The organism is Fodinibius roseus (genome assembly GCF_900129315.1).
Classification (GTDB): Bacteria; Bacteroidota; Rhodothermia; order Balneolales; family Balneolaceae; genus Fodinibius; species Fodinibius roseus.
In genome coordinates this window covers 1-16267 of the sequence record NZ_FQUS01000001.1, presented here as the reverse complement: position 1 = coordinate 16267, position 16267 = coordinate 1, and the positions used below count along the sequence as shown (strand labels likewise).

Below are 16267 nucleotides of genomic sequence, written 5' to 3'. Positions count from 1 at the left end.
ATAGCATACTGGTAAGTTAAGCGCGTAGAGGAAAATTTCAAGAATAGTCACAAGTTTGTATTGATTCTGTGAATATGAATGCAAAAACCAGGTTTATGTAACAAGCGGTAATTCAAGTTCATCGGCCCGCCATGCAGCACATCGCAGTGCTTGAGTTATGTCTTCTCTTTCCAGATAGGGATATAGCTCCAAAATATGATCTTTAGAGTGTCCGGAAGCTACTAATCCTACGATAGTACCTACAGTCACTCGCATTCCTCGAATACAGGGGCGCCCTCCCATAATATTTTGGTCAAACGTAATTCGATTAATTTTCTTCATTTTTTAAAAACGATTAAGGAACAAGAAATCATAGGAAGTTTAAAAAGAAAGCCAAATTATTCAGAATAAAGCAACTCGTCTATACCTGACTTTTATCTTTAAAAAAGAAATAATACTATTGATGTATGAAAAATGATTATTTTATAATATCCTAAATGGATTTTTCTTTTTCTGCACATGCAAAAAAAACGCATAAAAGACCGTGGGTTAAATCCACAAACAATAAATTCAATTATTGAACAACCTGACGCCGTTTTACAAGAATCTGATTGCAAAAAGATTTTTCAAAAAATTATCAAAGAAAAAGAATCAAAATATTTATATCGTATTTTTATTAATATTTGCAAACAACCCCTTTAGTGATTACCGCTTACAAAACGTCCAACATTGATAAGTATGAATATTAGATTTGACAAAGAAACCGATATCGTATACTTACGATTCACTGATGCTGAAATTGTAGAAAGCGATGAGGATAAACCCGGTGTTATTATTGACTATGACAAAGATGGGAATGTGGTTGGTATAGAAATGCTTAATGCTTCCAAAAAGATGAAAAAACCCGGCAGTCTGGTGTATGAAGTGGAGTAAAAAGGGTTCTGAGACGTCCAACTCTTATCCATCAGATGAGCAATAACTTTTATCATCCGATTCAAGGAGATGTTTTTCTCTGCTATGACAACCCTTATTTATAAATATACGTTATAAATCCGGATGCTATGTTCCCTTTCCGGATTTTTGTACAGAGTGTAAATCCGGTTATTTCTGAAATACCGGATGTCGTCAAATTCGGATAGATAAAATTTGCCGATGGGCTCTCCTTCCATCGTGAAGACCGCCATTTCCTTTCCCTCCCCGCTGTTGTCCGTATGAAGGAGGATATAATCAGGCGAAACCCAAATATTCAGAAACGGAGGTTTCAATTCGGGCACATATCTTTTCAGCCTCCGGCTGGCCTCCCTGGGTTCCTCACTCAAATGATAATCCAAATCACTTTTTTGTACATGCCTAGGTTCTACATTCAAAGGGATTTGCCTGATCAGTTCATCATTCCTGTTATTGATAAACAAAGCGGAGCTATCGGGATGTGCTATCAGATAATGGCCGTTATCCATCATTCTAAAACGATCCTGATAACGATAGGGGGGCATACCCACCGGAGTTTTCCCGCCAAAGGTGATATTTGTGGAATATTTCGTTGGGTCTGCATATACATAATTGGGTCTCTTCAGCATGTGCAATGAATCCCGGATAATATGTTGGAATCCATCCATAATAACTATGGGATCCATTTTGTATTCCGGGAGGTCAGTGTCAACCTCTGTTTTGCTTCTGATAGCATAATAGTAGCTTGACCCGGAATGTGATCCGACAATGGCTGCCGGATGATAATTCTCCCCGGGATCTGTTTTACTTGACCTTGCATGGGTATATATCCCACCGGATTCTTGCCCGAAAAAATCGACCTGCGTCGATGAGCTATGCTGAACGATAAGCGTATCGTTTTCTCCACCTGCAAGAGTAAACATGAAGGGCAGTTCACCGGGACCTTGCCCCTCCCGGGCTATCGTTCCCATATATTTGCCCTCCGTATTAAACTGCTCGATCGTTTTTTTCTGTATGTCTGAAACCAGCAGAGTTCCATCCGACATAAGGATCAGATCATTGAGTCGGCCGGGAAGATACCCTTGTGCTTCCCTGATCTCTGTATCGATATCCACTTTTATGACCGGGAGCTCGTCATATTCTACAGGATCTCCTTCCTGCGCTAACAAAGGGGGCGTGTTCCCTATCCCCAAAAAAAAGACAAAAATTACTATGAGACTGGCTAATTTATTCATACATATATTATTTTGTAGGCTTGAACTACAGAACATCACTTAGGAGAGTTACTTCCGCTATTAAAAGGGTATGCCTGGATTTCGGCCTCTTCCGTTACAGTAAATATTCGCTGATTGTCAAAATCGATAATAATTTCTCCCTAATCAATCGGCCACTCGGCTCTCAATATTATTCCTTCCATGGAATTCGCAAAGAGGATTTCGTTTTGGTCAGGGGCAAACCCTCTCTTACCAATGGAATTTCAACAGCCAGATATTGCTTTCATTAATAGTACGATCCCGTATATAAACATTACCCCTGCTATCCGTAGCTTCGGCATGCCAGCCAATAGTGTTGCCTTTTTCATTCGTGATTCCGATCGTTTTTATAGGAACATAACCCAGCAGCTGCATCTCTTTATCGAATATCTCCACCCCGAACACTCGTGCCTCCCGATTATCATCAAATTCACATAGGGTAAAGTGATAAATTTTGTCTCGATGCCTCAGCAACCCGCGTGACTGGTTATGAATCACGTATTCAACCGGTTTATGCTGCCGGGCAGAACTCAGGGTTATATCAGGATATCGGTCTGAATCGCTTTCCAATAACGTATAAGGATTAAGCTCCGTACGTCCCCAATAAGTATGTGTATGCTCCCATTGATCATCCTTTTTTGCAAATTGGAACAGCTTGCCTGTGTAAATAGAAGGAACATAAATAAATTTATTCTCCTCAACCATCAGGACATTACCAAGTCGAAATTTCAAAAGATCTTTCACTCCCTCAAGCTCAGGAACAAGCCGGGTAAGCTGCAAAAATGGATCTCCTTTCGTTGAAAAGTCGCTGGCATGCTCCCGGGCATAGTTAACATTTGAACGCGATTCCGGTCCTGTATAACCAGCATAAATACCCAGGTGATGGTCTTCTCCCACTGGTTTTAAAACAAGGGGCGCGGCTACTTTCAGCGGGTAAACCGTTTCCGGCGTGCCCACCGTCGAAAAAACGATTAACCGCTGCAGCTTTCGATCAAAAGCATACAGGGAGTCACGATAGACAAAAAAACCGCTGTTGCTGATGAATTCTCCCGGACCACGTCCCCGGTGCCCGATTATCCGCAGTGGACGTCCCTCTTCAGAGAAGACTTTAATATTCATCTGCCCTTCATCAAACACATAGACATTACCCCCCGAATCAGTTTGGAGCGCACCAGGCACGTAGATCATCATGCTATCCACAAGGTTCTCATCTAAAAACCGTTCCTTCGTTATTTCCAGAGCAGAAGGAGGACCCGGGAATGAGGATTGCTCCGTTTGGGAACGACATCCGGATAACAGCGTAACTGCTGTGAGAAAAAAGCAAATGAGCATGCTATTTTTCATCCCTAATATATTTTTTTAAAACTGGTATAATCCAAGCAATAATTCATGATCAAGTTCATATAATTCACGGATTTTCTTTGCAGTTTTGCCGTAATTACTATCAGGATATTTATAATTCGCCACCAGCAATAATTTTGTTAGCTTATCCATACTTTCTCCGATTGGTTCTATTTGCTCATGCTGCCATTCCTGTTCCTGTAAAGCAGCGGGCAATAAAAAATCCAACGCCGTTTGGATGCCTGCACCTTCCTCATCCTGATAGTTCCACAAATCCATGCCTATTTTTTCACCGATCATAGCCAACGCCATCATCCCCTGCAAATTCATGGTACTGTAACTATAGGATTTAGTTCTGGCCAACTCTCTCGGCTGACTGCCATCTGCCTCTATATGTTCTTTTATTCTCTCCTTAGCTCGTGTCAATTGTTTTTCTACCTGGACAGTATCACCCAAAGCTAATGCAATGGACGCCACCTGGAAATCATACCAAATACCATGGTTATTGGTAGTTTCCCCTTCCAGTTGACCTAATGTACTGGTTAACAACCAATCCAAATATTGCCCAAACCATGCCTGCATAGCTTTAGTATTTTCTTCATTCCAGAATTGACTGTTTTGTATTAATCGGATAGCATCAAAAATATAGGCATTTTCACGGGTTTCAATAATACCATAACGCCTGCCTTCCGTCCTTCCCGGCACTCCCTGGCCAAAATTAAGGTTGGGATTCATTTTTGTGGAGTCTCTAAGAAACCAGGTTTTTAAAAGCTCTGCTGCCTTAGCAGCATATTGCTCTTCACCTGTTATATGGTAAGCCAAGCCCAAAACCAGTCCATTGTTTCGGGTTTTATTATAATAGGTGGCATCGGTAATTTCTCTTACCTGAGGATTTACCTGGCCATCCTTGCGGATCCAAGGTAATCCATCTTCCCTGTCAGGGTTAGGCCACCAATAGATGCCAATGCTCATATAATCATGCTTATCACCGCTGGGAGGCGTGAAGTTTTTATCCATTACGGAAAACGGCCCTTCCTGCAGGGCCTCTTCAGCCATACCTGTTATTTTTTGGCCGTAATTTTTCCTCAAATGGTTTTCCTGTTGACTGTTAGCCAGGAGAAGGTCCGGTTCCTTTTCTCTCTGGTTACTGCAAGCAGCAACAATCAACAAGGAAACAAAAAGACGTATCAGGATAAATTGACCTTTCATAATATTTCATTTAAAACCAGGAATTTATGTAATATTCTATATATAAAACTCTGGATACCTGAAATTTCAGCCCGTGCTAAAATTTGATTTTCCTGCTCTCATTCAGCAATCGTTAACACACCGCGCTGTTGCACTTATCACTTGAACACTGTTTTCATTTTAATATCATACCGCACTATCTCCTCCAGGCCGGTCTCTTCTTCCGTTTTGCGAGCATACAGCTTGCCGTTTTTGACTTTTACAATTTGTTTACTTCTCGGCCAGTTAAATCGTGTCAACAGTTCCCCCTCTTCATTCATCACCCACCATTCAAAAATATCAAGATCATCCACAATGGTGGCGATCCAGATTCGGTCCTTATCGTCAATAAACATCCGGTCTAACGCAGGCCACGTTTTTGGAAGCTCCATACTTCGAACTGCTTTCTGAAGTTGCTCATGATCGTCCATGCTGTTTATTGCATCTTCACGATTCAGGTCATGATTGACAAATGGATAATAAAACGATCGTTCATAGACTCCATCGGGGCTGTGTACCTTAATCAAAATATCGTCAGTCCATACCGAGAAAATTCGGTCATCGGATGAGAGCGCCATCAATCCACGGGCATTAAAGGGTGCTGGAATGGTAAACCACTCTGTTACGATATGTTCGGGCATGTCCATTTCAAAAATCGTATCAATCGAAGTCTCATCTTCCATATTCACCAGATAGTACCGGGTTACCCCCTGAAACTCCGGGTCCTGACGATACTGGAAGATTGAATTTCTTGAAAAAAGTATAAGAGAACCGTCATTGCGAATTCTGTACAACCTGGGAGACATAAAATTTGCTTCGGGAATTCCTTCGAAATTATCCCCGGAGATAACAACCGAATGAAGAAATTCAGGAGCTGTATTTGAGTTTTCCGGTATTCTGAATACATTAAGTCTGTGGCTATTCGGATCATAAATAAATAGTTCATCGGAAAGAATCTGCATGTTACCAATCCATTGGAATTCTCCGGGACCCTGGCCTTCTCTTCCAATACTTGAGAGATAGTTACCGTCCGGTTGGAAAACATGAATTGATTTTTGTTGAGAATCCCCGATATATACCCTTCCGGAACGGTCTGCTTCTAACTGACTCGGGTTCCCAATCAGAACATCTTCTGAATTACCAAAGGCCTGCTCACGTATAAGTTGAATTGTTTGATTTGGCTGGACGTCTGCTTGATAAATTGTCAGGTTCTCAAGATCCTGGTTTTTAATATGCTCCGGCAAGTCTACAGCACTCCTGTTGGAACAACCAATGCAAATAACAAATATCAAGATGTCGAAGAGAATATTTTTCATATCTGCCTGAGTTTAATGGATAGTATTTGATATTTATTTCCCAAATTATGGGGATCTGAGATAATCCTTATTTTTTCCAATATTTAATTTACAACTATTGCCGCTGCTTAAATTCAATGCGGTATTTCACAATACGATCTATTCCTGCCTCCATATCTTGTTCATGGCTATACAAATATCCATTTTTAACGACTATCTGAAAGGAAGGCGCCATAACACTTCGCCGGGCCAAAGAGGCTTAGAGTCGTCAAGTGGCTACCATCGGGCTGGAAGACATAGATCCCCAAATTACCCATATTACTTCCCGATATGTACACCATGTCTTGTTTATCAATGGCAACCTCACCGATATAACCCTTCATAAATACTTCTTTATTGCTCTCAAAGACCTGCTTTTGTTCAAAGGTGACGGTGTCATCGTCCTGTGTATCCGGGGAATATATCTTCAGGCTGTCCAGCTCACGAATATGTTCTGGAACGCTTAAAGCAATACTATCTATTTCCTGGGAATCGGCAGACATTTGGTGCACCTCATCGGTTTCTCCACATCCTATGAGTAAGATACCTATCCCAAAAATTAATAGTATTCTTTTCATGATAGATCTGGTTTATTTGATTTTAATATCATATCGGATAATCTTCTGCAGGCCAGTTTCTTCATCGGTTTCGCGGGTATAGAGTTTCCCGTTTTTGACTTGTTCAATTTGTTTCTTCCGGGGCCAGTCGAAGCGGGCTAAAAGGGTTCCGTCGGCCCCGTCCAGTACCCACCATTGCGAGGTATGCGGATCACGGGTAAACGTTGAAATCCACACACGTCCCTCATCATCCAGTTTCAGAGCATCGAAAGCCGGCCAGGTTTCAGGAAGCGTGTCATTTCGTATGGCTCTCACTACATTTTCGCCGGAATCTTTATAATGGGCAAGCGCGTCTTCCACCGCCAGGGGAATGTCAGGATCCCGATGGTAAAATGCCCGCTTATACTCTCCCTCTTCATCGTATATCTTAATCAGTATCTCTTCCGTCCACCCGTGTATCAGTTCGCTCCCCGTATAGGCGAACCGGGAACCCCGCTTGTGGGGTACCCTAAACATTACAGTCATTCCCTTTCTGGATTGATCTATAAGTGTTTGTCCCGTCCACGCAAAAGAAAGGAGATCATGTTTTAGGTACACTTTCTCTATCGGATCATAAAGGGAGACTTCATAAGTACGCCCACTGACATTATCCACCGAGCTGATAGCCATATCACCGAAGAATATCAAATAGTTACCGTCCGAGCGGACATAGAAATCAAGGGGCTTGTAATTCAGCTTCTTTTTGCGGGTCCAATCCAACCAAGGCGGGGATTGATGCATATCTTCACTGATGGAGAGTTGCATATCATGGATATGCTTCATTGTTTGGAGATCAAATACTGATATCTTTTGAAAGGTATAATCCAATACATGCAGGGTGTCGTCAGCAACTCTAATCGTCCGAATCATCTGAAACTCTCCCGGCCCCTTTCCTTCTCTCCCGATACTATCGAGGTATGAACCATCGGCATTATAAGCATGAACGACTTTCGCCTGAAAGTCGGGAATATACACCCGCCCCCGGCTATCTACCGCAACATTTCCCGAAATTCGCCCGCGTGTTACTTCCTCTATGTCCTCGTAGGTAATTTCCTCTTCTAATAGAATCTCCCCGGCCGGTTCCGTATCCGGGGGATGGACGGTGACGTTTTCTAATGATTTAACAGCTTTCGGGACTTCAATCTCCTGCTCTGAGGTGCATCCAAATATTGCAAGAAGCGGTATAAAAAGTAACAGAACAGACCATCTTTCAATTCTCATGGGATAGAAGTTTAGATTAACGGATTGATTTATTTTTCCATTAGCTTATAATCCTTCAAGTCCTTTTATCTGAAATCGTATGACTTTAGAAATACTGTCCTCAGCACGAAATATCCCATACGCTTGCTCTTTTTGTACCTCGAATAAGGTTACATTTACGGGTAATTTTAACTTCCATTGTGGTTGGTTCTCTCTGCTGAAGATCCACCACGTTTGATCGGATTTACCGGGATCAATAAGTTCAACCCAACAGCGTCCCAAGTCATCAATCAGGAAATCCTGAAATGTCGGCCAGTAATCAGGACGTCCCACTTCATTTACCGCTTTCTTAAAAAGATTACCTCTGTGATTATACAAACTGTCAATATGGTTGTCAGTGAGCGGTGCCGGAGAATATGTGTCTCGTAAAACGGCAGACAGTTCTCCATGTTCACTATACTTTCGGATGATAAGGCTGTCACTTTTCCCAATATACAGATTTCCCAGGGAATCAGCGGATATCCTGATATCGGGATAAAAAGCTGCATTGCTAAAGACCGACACACCTGATCCGAAGTAAACTAATTTCTGATCACTTGGAAACGGTGTAGATAGCTGTAAAAGTTTTTTCTCAAAGAATTTTCCCGATTTATCGATCCGGGAAATGGTGGTACTATGTAGAAGTTGCTAAATTATCCCGATCCTTTTCCTTCTTCGCCTATATTTGTTGGATATCTACCCTTCAATGCTAAGAGGGTCAAATACCTCTAATTCATTAATCCAATCAAAGTCTGTTATGTTATGCGTAGCTAAACGTAGTCCATGGCTAAGAGCAATTCCTGCAATCAGAGAATCACCGGGAGAGATACGGCGTTTCTGGCGGAGTGAAATCGCATGTTCAACAGCTTGCTGGCTAACCGGCAAGAGATGGGCTGCATCAAAAAATTCTTCCAAAAATTTTTTTTCCCTCGGAGCTCAGTTTGTGGTAGCCAAGCGTTTCAATTTTACTTATGACAGCTACTGCCGGAGCATTATCAGCAATGTATTGACGTAAATTTTCATGGTTTGGTTGCGTGGCATAAATGATCAGGTTACTGTCAATCAAGTCTGTACTCATTCTAACTCCCGACCCGGAAGCGGACGATCTGTTCTTATTTTACGTTGCCATTCGGACGGATCGGCTACTTCAGAAAAGCCCCCTGTTTGGGCCATATCTTTTAGAGCCGCGGCCATGCGGCGGCCCCTTTGTCCAGGGGTGTCTTCCTCATCCAACACGGTAATATGCACATGAAGCGTTTGTTTGGAATCCGGAGCTTCACCACTCCAGTCAATTTGGTTTCCTTTCAGCGTGCCTTCGTATGTGCGGAGCATAATAGTATATTTTACGATTAACCATTTATAAGTCGGTCATCCAACATGATACCGGCAAGCTTTTTACGATCGTATCATACTGTTTGTTATTAAATTTACTGATTAAATATATAAATATCATGTACACAGCAAATTTCAACTTTCCAGGCAGAGATAAAGATGATTCCCTGCAGGCTAATTAAATCACCTTAATATCATAGCGCACAATCTCCTCCAGCTCGGTTTCTTCCTCTGTTTCACGGGTATAGAGCTTGCCGTTTCGGACTTTTTCAATAGAATGGTCGCGAGGCCATTCAAATTTAGTGATCACTTCCCCTGATTTTTTAAGCATCCACCACTGGAAGATTTCGAAATCATCGACAATAGTGGAAATCCACAGGCGATCCTCATCATCAAAGAACATCGCCTCAAGGGCCGGCCATTCTTCAGGAAGATTATCGGCCTCCCGGATCATCTCCAGAGCGATCCCGTCACCCAACTGCCACATATAGTTTGTTTCTTCATATCGTGCAAGAACTTCATCCTTGGCAAAGATTCTATTATCAAATGGTTGTTGAATGGTGCTAACAAGTTGTCCCTCTTTATTATATACATCTATCTTGAATTTTTCTGTCCTGGCAGTATATAAATAATCATCACCGGATACAGCAAGCAATGGTTTACCATGAAAAGGAAAGGAGTGCATACGACGCATATTTCCGCCCGGTTTTTCATGAACTAAATACGTGAGGCCCTTTTGTTTGAAGACCGGATCGCTTACAATATGTCCTTTATTATCCTGGATTACGTAATAAACAAAACTTGCTTTACCCTTATTTTCATATTCATCATATTGTCTATAGGAAACCAAAAACGTCCCGTCACGCAACGGGAAAATCCGTTTAGGCAAGTACCCCTGTAGCTCTGCATAATCATTCCTGTTTTCAGCAATTAAATTGATTGTATGGGAAAAGCTAAATTCAGTATTGTTTTTTCATCTTAACCCGATATCGAACCACCTCTTGTATTCCGGTTTCCCGATCAGTCTCCTTGGTATATAAGCAACTATTTTTTATTGCTTCAATTTGTTTTTGCTTTGGCCAGGTGAACCGACCTAACAGCGTACCGTCCATCTCCAGTATCCACCATTCAGTTACGGACAAATCCTTAACAACCGTTGAAACCCAAAGCCGGTTTTGATCGTCGATCCTTATATCCTTCAGGGCCGGTCTTGTTGCTGGAAGTTCATTTTTAGTATAGGCCTCTTGGATAATCGGCTCAAAATCACCACGTGAGGCAGCGTAGCTATCGAGTTCATTCTGTGTCAACGGTAGATTTTTATAGGGATAATACCAAGCCCGAAGATAGGTACCCTCCGGATTATATTCTTTGATTAGAAAATGCTCAGTCCATGCCGTAAAGATATGCCGGTCTTCCGAAACAGCGATAAGGGACTCCCTGCCAAAGGGAAACTCATATGAACCCTCCATTCCATTAAGATATACAATATCTATTTCCATCTGTTTCTCATCTTTTTGCACGAGTATTGGACCCGAAATAATCTCTGTCCTGTGACCACTATTGTTCACAACGTAGTAGTAGATATTGTCACCTCTTACTTGATCAAAACCTATCAATAGATTATTGTTGCTCCAGTCATAGAATTTGACAGGGCTTGCTTTCTTAATATTTTCAATATCTGACCAATCCTGGAAAAATAATTCTTCTACATGATCAAATGTTAGAGATTCAAGTGAATAAAAATTTAGCCGATAAAAAGTGGGGTCAAATGCAAAAAGCTTGTCACCTTGAATTTTCATAGGAAAAATATGGCGAAATTCGCCCGGTCCGCTGCCGCTTCGGCCAATATTTTGGATAAACTGTCCATCGGGACTGAACATATGAATAGTTTTTTGCTGGGTATCTGATATAAATACTCTCCCGGAGTCATCCACAGCAATATCTCTTATGCCGCCCATAGCTCCTGTATTCCTTTCAAAATCACCAAATACTTTCTCTTTTTGAATGGTTATATCATGAGTTGGCTGTATATCGGCTGGGATCGTTGTCATATTTTCCAGCTCGCTAACTTCGGCGGGGACAGTATTTTCCTCTCCTGCGGAGCATGCGCATAGAAAGAGTAAGAAAAGAATTGGGAGTATCCTGAACTGAATTTTCTTCAGTTTATGTATCATAATATTTATTATTTATAAATATTGTGAATGTTACTTCAGATCATAACACACTCTCCCTATTGATGTCACTCCGGCCCCGCACGGTATCCATCGTATAGCTTCGCCCGTAATGCTTGGCCACCATCCGCAGGCAGGTGGGACCACAGTCCATAGCATCATATTGACGGTAAATTTTGGATGTATTCATACAATACAGTCCGTTAAATTCTTATCCCTTACTCATAGCAATCTTATACCTGACTACTCTCTCTAAACCTGTCTTTTTGTTTGTCTCTTCGGTATACACGCATCCGTTTTTGATTATTTTGATCGCTTTACTGCGCGGCCATTGGAAGCCAGCCAGCAACTTTCCATTTTCATCCAAGACCCACCATTGGTAGACCGTTTGATCATTGACAATAGTCGAAAGCCAGAGACGGTTTTCGTCATCCACCAGCAGGTCATTCAAGGCCGGCCAGTTTGGGGGGAGATCAATTTGACGAAGTAAGCGAAGGCGGCTGTTAATCATAGTCTGACTCATATTCTCGCTTATACCTCCTCGTGATATCAATTTGCTCATAATATCATAGTTACTTTCCAACACAATTTCTCTGGTTAGCGATACGTTATGATAGGGATGAAAAAAGGCGCGCCGATATTCTCCGTCGGGACTGTATTCTTTGATCAAAAAATCTTTTGAATTAGCCGTATAGATTGATCCATTATTGGAAACCACAACCAGTGGTTTACTAAAAAAATTGAAACTAGCTGGGAAAACATTCTGATAAATGGATTCGGTTACGACAGGTTGATCTTGAATTCTTAAAACTTGCTTTGGTATAAGTCTGCCTTCTTTGTTTATGGGATAATAGCTCCGATAAAGAGTATCTATTTTAATTCCTTCGGGAAGGTCAGGAACCTCACGTAGGATTTTTTTAAAACAAACTAAAAACGCTCCGTTTTTATCAGGGATTATTTGATGGACAGCATAATCGGCTAATGCCTTAATTTTGTTTGTCAGATTTATGTTTACGGTACGAATCAGCTTGAGAGAATCGACAGAAAAGATGCTGATTCTATAAGCCCCGTAGTCTACCACATATAGCTGGTTTGATATGATATTAAGGCCAGGAGCAGCCACGAATTCCCCCGGTCCCCGGCCTTCCCGCCCAATTTGGGTCAAATATCGGCCATCGGGATCAAAGACCTTTATACCATTGGGTCTACCACTCGTTACATATACTCTGCCTGAATCGTCTACAGCCATACTGCCGACAAAATCAATTAACAAGGAATCTGTAATACCAAACACCTGCTCGCGATGAAGGATGAGAGTATCCGGATGTTCAGGACGCTGATACACGGTAAGATTTTCCAAGCCTTCGAGATGTGCTGGTATATCCACATCATTCTCTGATGCACATCCGCATACCACGAAAAATAGTATAAGAAATAACAGGCTTGTCGGTGGTGATCTCATAAGGCGTATAAAATACTATCCTTTCTTAACTATAATATTATTTATATAGTAGAAAAATATAGCGGAGGCCGCAAGTTTTGGTTTTTTCGGAGATGAAGGTATCCCTTCCCGGCAGGTTCATTTGAACAGATATTCAACCACTTAATAGAGTTAAATTATTAATTTTTTTCCATTTCGATCCGATATCTCAAAATCTTCTGAATTCCGGTTTCTTCATCAGCCTCATGAGAGTATGCGTATCCATTTTTTACGGCCTCAATACTACGGTTCTCCGGCCATCTAAACTTCGCAACCAATTCCCCGGTATCTTGCAATACCCACCATTCATATACATCATCAGATACGATCTTAGAAACCCAAAGACGGTTTTTATCATCAGTAATTATTGATTTTATGGCCGGCCATGTTTCCGGCAACTCAGCATGTTGAACCAAATCCCGCATCCCCCATTCGTCATTTCCATCAAACAGGGGAAGGACTTCTTCTCTTCGTAATATTTTTCTCTGATATGGATGATAAAAGGCTCTTAAATAGGCTCCATCCGGACCGTAGACTTTTATCAGAAAGTTTTTTGTCCATGTAGTATAGATATGATTGTCATTGGAGATAGTTATCAGTGATCGTGCAAGGAAAGGATACGTTCTAAGATTAAACAGATGCCGGTCCCCTACCTGGGCAACGAGATCTTCACGTCCTTTTTTTAATTCAAAAATTTCATCGGAAAAAATGTAGCTTTCATTGTCCATAAAGAAAAACTTCATGGGCCGATCCTGCCCAAGATTATACTTTGGGCTCCCCACATTTGCATTCGGCCAATCTTCAATAAATCCTGCCAGATACGTCCCCTCGCTTCTGAGTAAGGGCCGTATTGTAAACCATCCGGTTATTTTATCAATTTCACCCATATTAACCGGAGGCCTGACATCTTCTGTTTCAATATCTTTAAGTGAATCAAGTGAATAGGTTGTTGTTCTAAACTTCATCCAATCAAAGACGTGCAGTTTTTGCGAAAAAATTTCTGTATCTGTGATACTTTGATATTCTCCCGGTCCGTTTCCTTCCCGCCCCAGGCTCGTTACGTAACTTCCCTCCGAATCAAATACATGAATCATTTTAAAAGAGTGATCTGCAATAAACACTCTCCCGGAATCGTCGATTTCAATACCTGCAAGCCAATTATACCCTGGAAAGCGCTTAAACCAATTCCGTGAAATATTCTCAGGAACCTCAAAAGTTACGTCGTGGACAAACTCCACGGATGAGTCCGCTTCGGTCTCTTCGGAATATACAGTCAAATTTTCGAGGTTACTGATATCTTCGGGAATTTCGATGTCTTCTTTGGGTGCAGCGCATCCGATAAAAAAAAGGAGTATCCCAAAAGATAAATTCTTCATAAAAATTGATCAGGTTAACGTGCAAGTTGTGAAAGGACTCTTCAATAACTTGTATAGCAGATTGTACATTTTTTCACAAAACTATATAGTGTTCTTTTTTAAAACTACATCAGCAAGGACTTGTCTCCCATCAGCGTCCTGGTTGATAGGTTCTTTGAGTATTAGTGTCATAAAATATCATGCAGCTCAATTCTCCATCAACTTATCCTATGTTGTTATATCGTATGCATATTGGAAAAAAGCATCGAGGATTAATCTCAATCAGATTTTACATCGAGCCTTTAAAAAATATTTTCCGCCATAAACTATATCGATGGAGATCGGTAACGGTTAAATCATACCGGCCACTCCGCTCTGTACAACTCTCCATCCAAAGCATCTGAAAAGTATATATAGGATCCGTCCGCAGATATAGTGAAAGTTAATCCCAGCAGATCGTTATCTATTTCCGGGAAGGAGACAATAGTGCCATCCTGTCCATCATCCGTTACCCAGACCACGGTCACCGGTTGGTTTTCAAGGGTATTTAGCAGGATAGCAACTCCGCCTTCATTGGTAGCCATTCGGCGGGCATGGATAAATTCCAGGAGAAAGTCATCCCTGTTTATACGCCTCCTATTTTCCTCGAACAATCGATCAAAAAGATCTTCTATGGCCGGGACTTTAATACTCCGTTGCCAAATCAACTCGCCGTCGCGGGCGTATTTTTCCAACAAAGCGGTCGTCTGTTGCAGGGAAAAGATACCTGACTGATTGCTTCCCAAGAGAACCTCGTTCTGACTGCCTGCCGGAATTTGGCCTGATAAGATAGCCTTGCGTGCTTCCCGGGGATTATAGCCTGCATACTCGCCAACGGACCCCCCGAAATGCCGGATGTCCTGGGTTTGCATATCCACAAGTGTTAACAGACTGCCCTCCTTTCCACCGGACCCAATGACAAACTGTTCTGGATTTATGACTTCAACTCTGGTGGGTGAATCGGGAAATCCGTCGAATGTTATGGGATGATCTTCCAGCCAGTTTCCTTTACGATCATATTCAACGAATTTGGCACTGCTGTAATCAAAGACCCAGTACCCCTCATCGAATTCCCAAAAGCATAACACATCCTGGTATTCCCCCGGTCCCCGGCCACTGCTGCCGAAAGAAAGCAATGTATTTCCCTCGGAATCAAGCTTGAAGATCTTTTTAACCCCGTAATCATACACCAGAAATCCGCCGCGTACGGCCTGTATTTCGGAGGGAGCACCAACTTCGTGTGAAGAATCGCTTGGAATAAGTAACGACATCCGGCTAACTTCCCTCTCTTCAAAGGTGATAGGTTCGCTATTCTCCTCTGAGGCACACCCGACTATTAGGAAAAAAACGGCATACCAAAACCCGCTTTTTAAAATCATGGTCTTTAGCTTCATTATCTACCTCCTTTGACTGGGATTGTGATCAAACAACTAATGTTCTTCTGCGATCCCCGTTAGCGTTAGCGTCCCCGACCAGGTCGAATCGGCGGTAAAGGTGCGCAGCATGGTCCGGAACTGCCGCACGAACCGGCGCTTGTTGTACTTGGGGGCAAACTGCCCGAACTCCAGCAGAAACAGCCGGTCGTTCTGCTCGTCGTAGACCGTCAGGTTCGCAAAGGGTCCCCCCATCGCATCATGGGTCATCCGCCAGGTCCCCAGCGTCTCATAGGCCAGGTAACCGTTCAGCCGGAACGATTCGGTCTCCACGGGCCGCCCGTATTCGGTGGTCACATAGGAGCTGTCGCGGGTCCCCCGGATCCACTGCCGGGTCAGCGAGTCGCGCTTGGCGTTGATCCACTCCTCATCCAGGAACGAAATATCCTCCACATCATTTTTCCACCACGCCCAGAACCAGCGGTCGTTTTCGGGCAGCGGCCGCCGCATGGTCAGAAAGTGCTGCCGCTCCCCGCCCTCGCTGTAGGTGGTATCAATGTTCAGCTGCCAGTCGTGCTGGATGCGGATCTTCCAGCCGTG

19 protein-coding genes and 1 pseudogene are annotated in these 16267 nt (G+C 42.5%); 2 read left to right on the top strand and 18 right to left on the bottom strand.

Annotated features, from left to right (window positions below; all coding sequences use genetic code 11):
- Nucleotides 1-93: 93 nt before the first annotated feature.
- Nucleotides 94-321 carry a DUF433 domain-containing protein gene (locus BUB16_RS22115; protein WP_073058788.1) on the bottom strand — a complete coding sequence of 76 codons (228 nt, stop codon included), beginning with the start codon at nucleotides 319-321 and terminating at the stop codon, nucleotides 94-96.
- Nucleotides 322-498: 177 nt separating this feature from the next.
- Between BUB16_RS22115 and BUB16_RS21320 the strand changes: the two genes are divergently transcribed.
- Together BUB16_RS21320 and BUB16_RS00085 are read left to right on the top strand one after the other, a co-directional pair.
- Nucleotides 499-681 carry a hypothetical protein gene (locus BUB16_RS21320; protein ID WP_170864226.1) on the top strand — a complete coding sequence of 61 codons (183 nt, stop codon included), beginning with the start codon at nucleotides 499-501 and terminating at the stop codon, nucleotides 679-681.
- Between the two features lie 36 nt (nucleotides 682-717).
- Nucleotides 718-912: a DUF2283 domain-containing protein gene (locus BUB16_RS00085; RefSeq protein WP_073058787.1), complete on the top strand. Its 195-nt coding sequence runs from the start codon at nucleotides 718-720 to the stop codon at nucleotides 910-912.
- 98 nt (nucleotides 913-1010) lie between these two features.
- Here BUB16_RS00085 and BUB16_RS00080 read toward each other — a convergent pair whose 3' ends face one another.
- The 17 genes and pseudogenes from BUB16_RS00080 to BUB16_RS00005 all read right to left on the bottom strand — a co-directional run.
- Nucleotides 1011-2162: an NHL repeat-containing protein gene (locus tag BUB16_RS00080; protein ID WP_073058786.1), complete on the bottom strand. Its 1152-nt coding sequence runs from the start codon at nucleotides 2160-2162 to the stop codon at nucleotides 1011-1013.
- A gap of 228 nt (nucleotides 2163-2390) precedes the next feature.
- A complete protein-coding gene (locus tag BUB16_RS00075) occupies nucleotides 2391-3524 on the bottom strand; it encodes a 6-bladed beta-propeller (RefSeq protein WP_073058785.1) in 1134 nt (377 codons plus the stop codon).
- A gap of 15 nt (nucleotides 3525-3539) precedes the next feature.
- Nucleotides 3540-4730 (bottom strand): alginate lyase family protein, encoded by a 1191-nt coding sequence (locus BUB16_RS00070; protein ID WP_073058784.1) that lies wholly within the window; start codon nucleotides 4728-4730, stop codon nucleotides 3540-3542.
- A 137-nt stretch (nucleotides 4731-4867) separates the two neighbouring features.
- Complete coding sequence (locus BUB16_RS00065) at nucleotides 4868-6064, bottom strand: 6-bladed beta-propeller (protein WP_084087912.1); 1197 nt, start codon at nucleotides 6062-6064, stop codon at nucleotides 4868-4870.
- Nucleotides 6065-6249: 185 nt separating this feature from the next.
- Complete coding sequence (locus tag BUB16_RS00060; RefSeq protein ID WP_073058782.1) at nucleotides 6250-6660, bottom strand: hypothetical protein; 411 nt, start codon at nucleotides 6658-6660, stop codon at nucleotides 6250-6252.
- A 12-nt stretch (nucleotides 6661-6672) separates the two neighbouring features.
- Nucleotides 6673-7899 (bottom strand): 6-bladed beta-propeller, encoded by a 1227-nt coding sequence (locus BUB16_RS00055; protein ID WP_073058781.1) that lies wholly within the window; start codon nucleotides 7897-7899, stop codon nucleotides 6673-6675.
- Between the two features lie 45 nt (nucleotides 7900-7944).
- Complete coding sequence (locus BUB16_RS00050) at nucleotides 7945-8442, bottom strand: hypothetical protein (protein WP_073058780.1); 498 nt, start codon at nucleotides 8440-8442, stop codon at nucleotides 7945-7947.
- Nucleotides 8443-8613: 171 nt separating this feature from the next.
- A complete protein-coding gene (locus BUB16_RS21690; RefSeq protein ID WP_211483036.1) occupies nucleotides 8614-8832 on the bottom strand; it encodes a PIN domain-containing protein in 219 nt (72 codons plus the stop codon).
- A complete protein-coding gene (locus tag BUB16_RS21685; RefSeq protein ID WP_211483035.1) occupies nucleotides 8816-8995 on the bottom strand; it encodes a PIN domain-containing protein in 180 nt (59 codons plus the stop codon). The genes BUB16_RS21690 and BUB16_RS21685 overlap by 17 nt, the downstream gene beginning before the upstream one ends.
- Nucleotides 8992-9249, bottom strand: a complete 258-nt coding sequence (locus BUB16_RS00040) for a hypothetical protein (protein ID WP_073058779.1) — start codon at nucleotides 9247-9249, stop codon at nucleotides 8992-8994. Before BUB16_RS00040 ends, BUB16_RS21685 begins: the two co-directional genes overlap by 4 nt.
- Nucleotides 9250-9427: 178 nt before the next feature.
- Nucleotides 9428-10138, bottom strand: a complete 711-nt coding sequence (locus BUB16_RS00035) for a hypothetical protein (protein ID WP_139240121.1) — start codon at nucleotides 10136-10138, stop codon at nucleotides 9428-9430.
- Between the two features lie 70 nt (nucleotides 10139-10208).
- Nucleotides 10209-11423 (bottom strand): 6-bladed beta-propeller, encoded by a 1215-nt coding sequence (locus tag BUB16_RS00030; protein WP_073058777.1) that lies wholly within the window; start codon nucleotides 11421-11423, stop codon nucleotides 10209-10211.
- Between the two features lie 46 nt (nucleotides 11424-11469).
- Nucleotides 11470-11610: pseudogene (locus BUB16_RS00025) on the bottom strand (cysteine peptidase family C39 domain-containing protein); the annotation flags it as partial.
- Nucleotides 11611-11631: 21 nt separating this feature from the next.
- Nucleotides 11632-12807 carry a 6-bladed beta-propeller gene (locus BUB16_RS00020; RefSeq protein WP_073058776.1) on the bottom strand — a complete coding sequence of 392 codons (1176 nt, stop codon included), beginning with the start codon at nucleotides 12805-12807 and terminating at the stop codon, nucleotides 11632-11634.
- A gap of 233 nt (nucleotides 12808-13040) precedes the next feature.
- A complete protein-coding gene (locus tag BUB16_RS00015) occupies nucleotides 13041-14138 on the bottom strand; it encodes a 6-bladed beta-propeller (RefSeq protein WP_170864225.1) in 1098 nt (365 codons plus the stop codon).
- A 473-nt stretch (nucleotides 14139-14611) separates the two neighbouring features.
- Nucleotides 14612-15688, bottom strand: coding sequence for a hypothetical protein (locus BUB16_RS00010; protein WP_139240120.1), 1077 nt, complete (start codon nucleotides 15686-15688; stop codon nucleotides 14612-14614).
- 36 nt (nucleotides 15689-15724) lie between these two features.
- On the bottom strand, nucleotides 15725-16267 hold a 543-nt coding region (locus BUB16_RS00005; RefSeq protein ID WP_139240119.1), incomplete at its 5' end, for a DUF4837 family protein.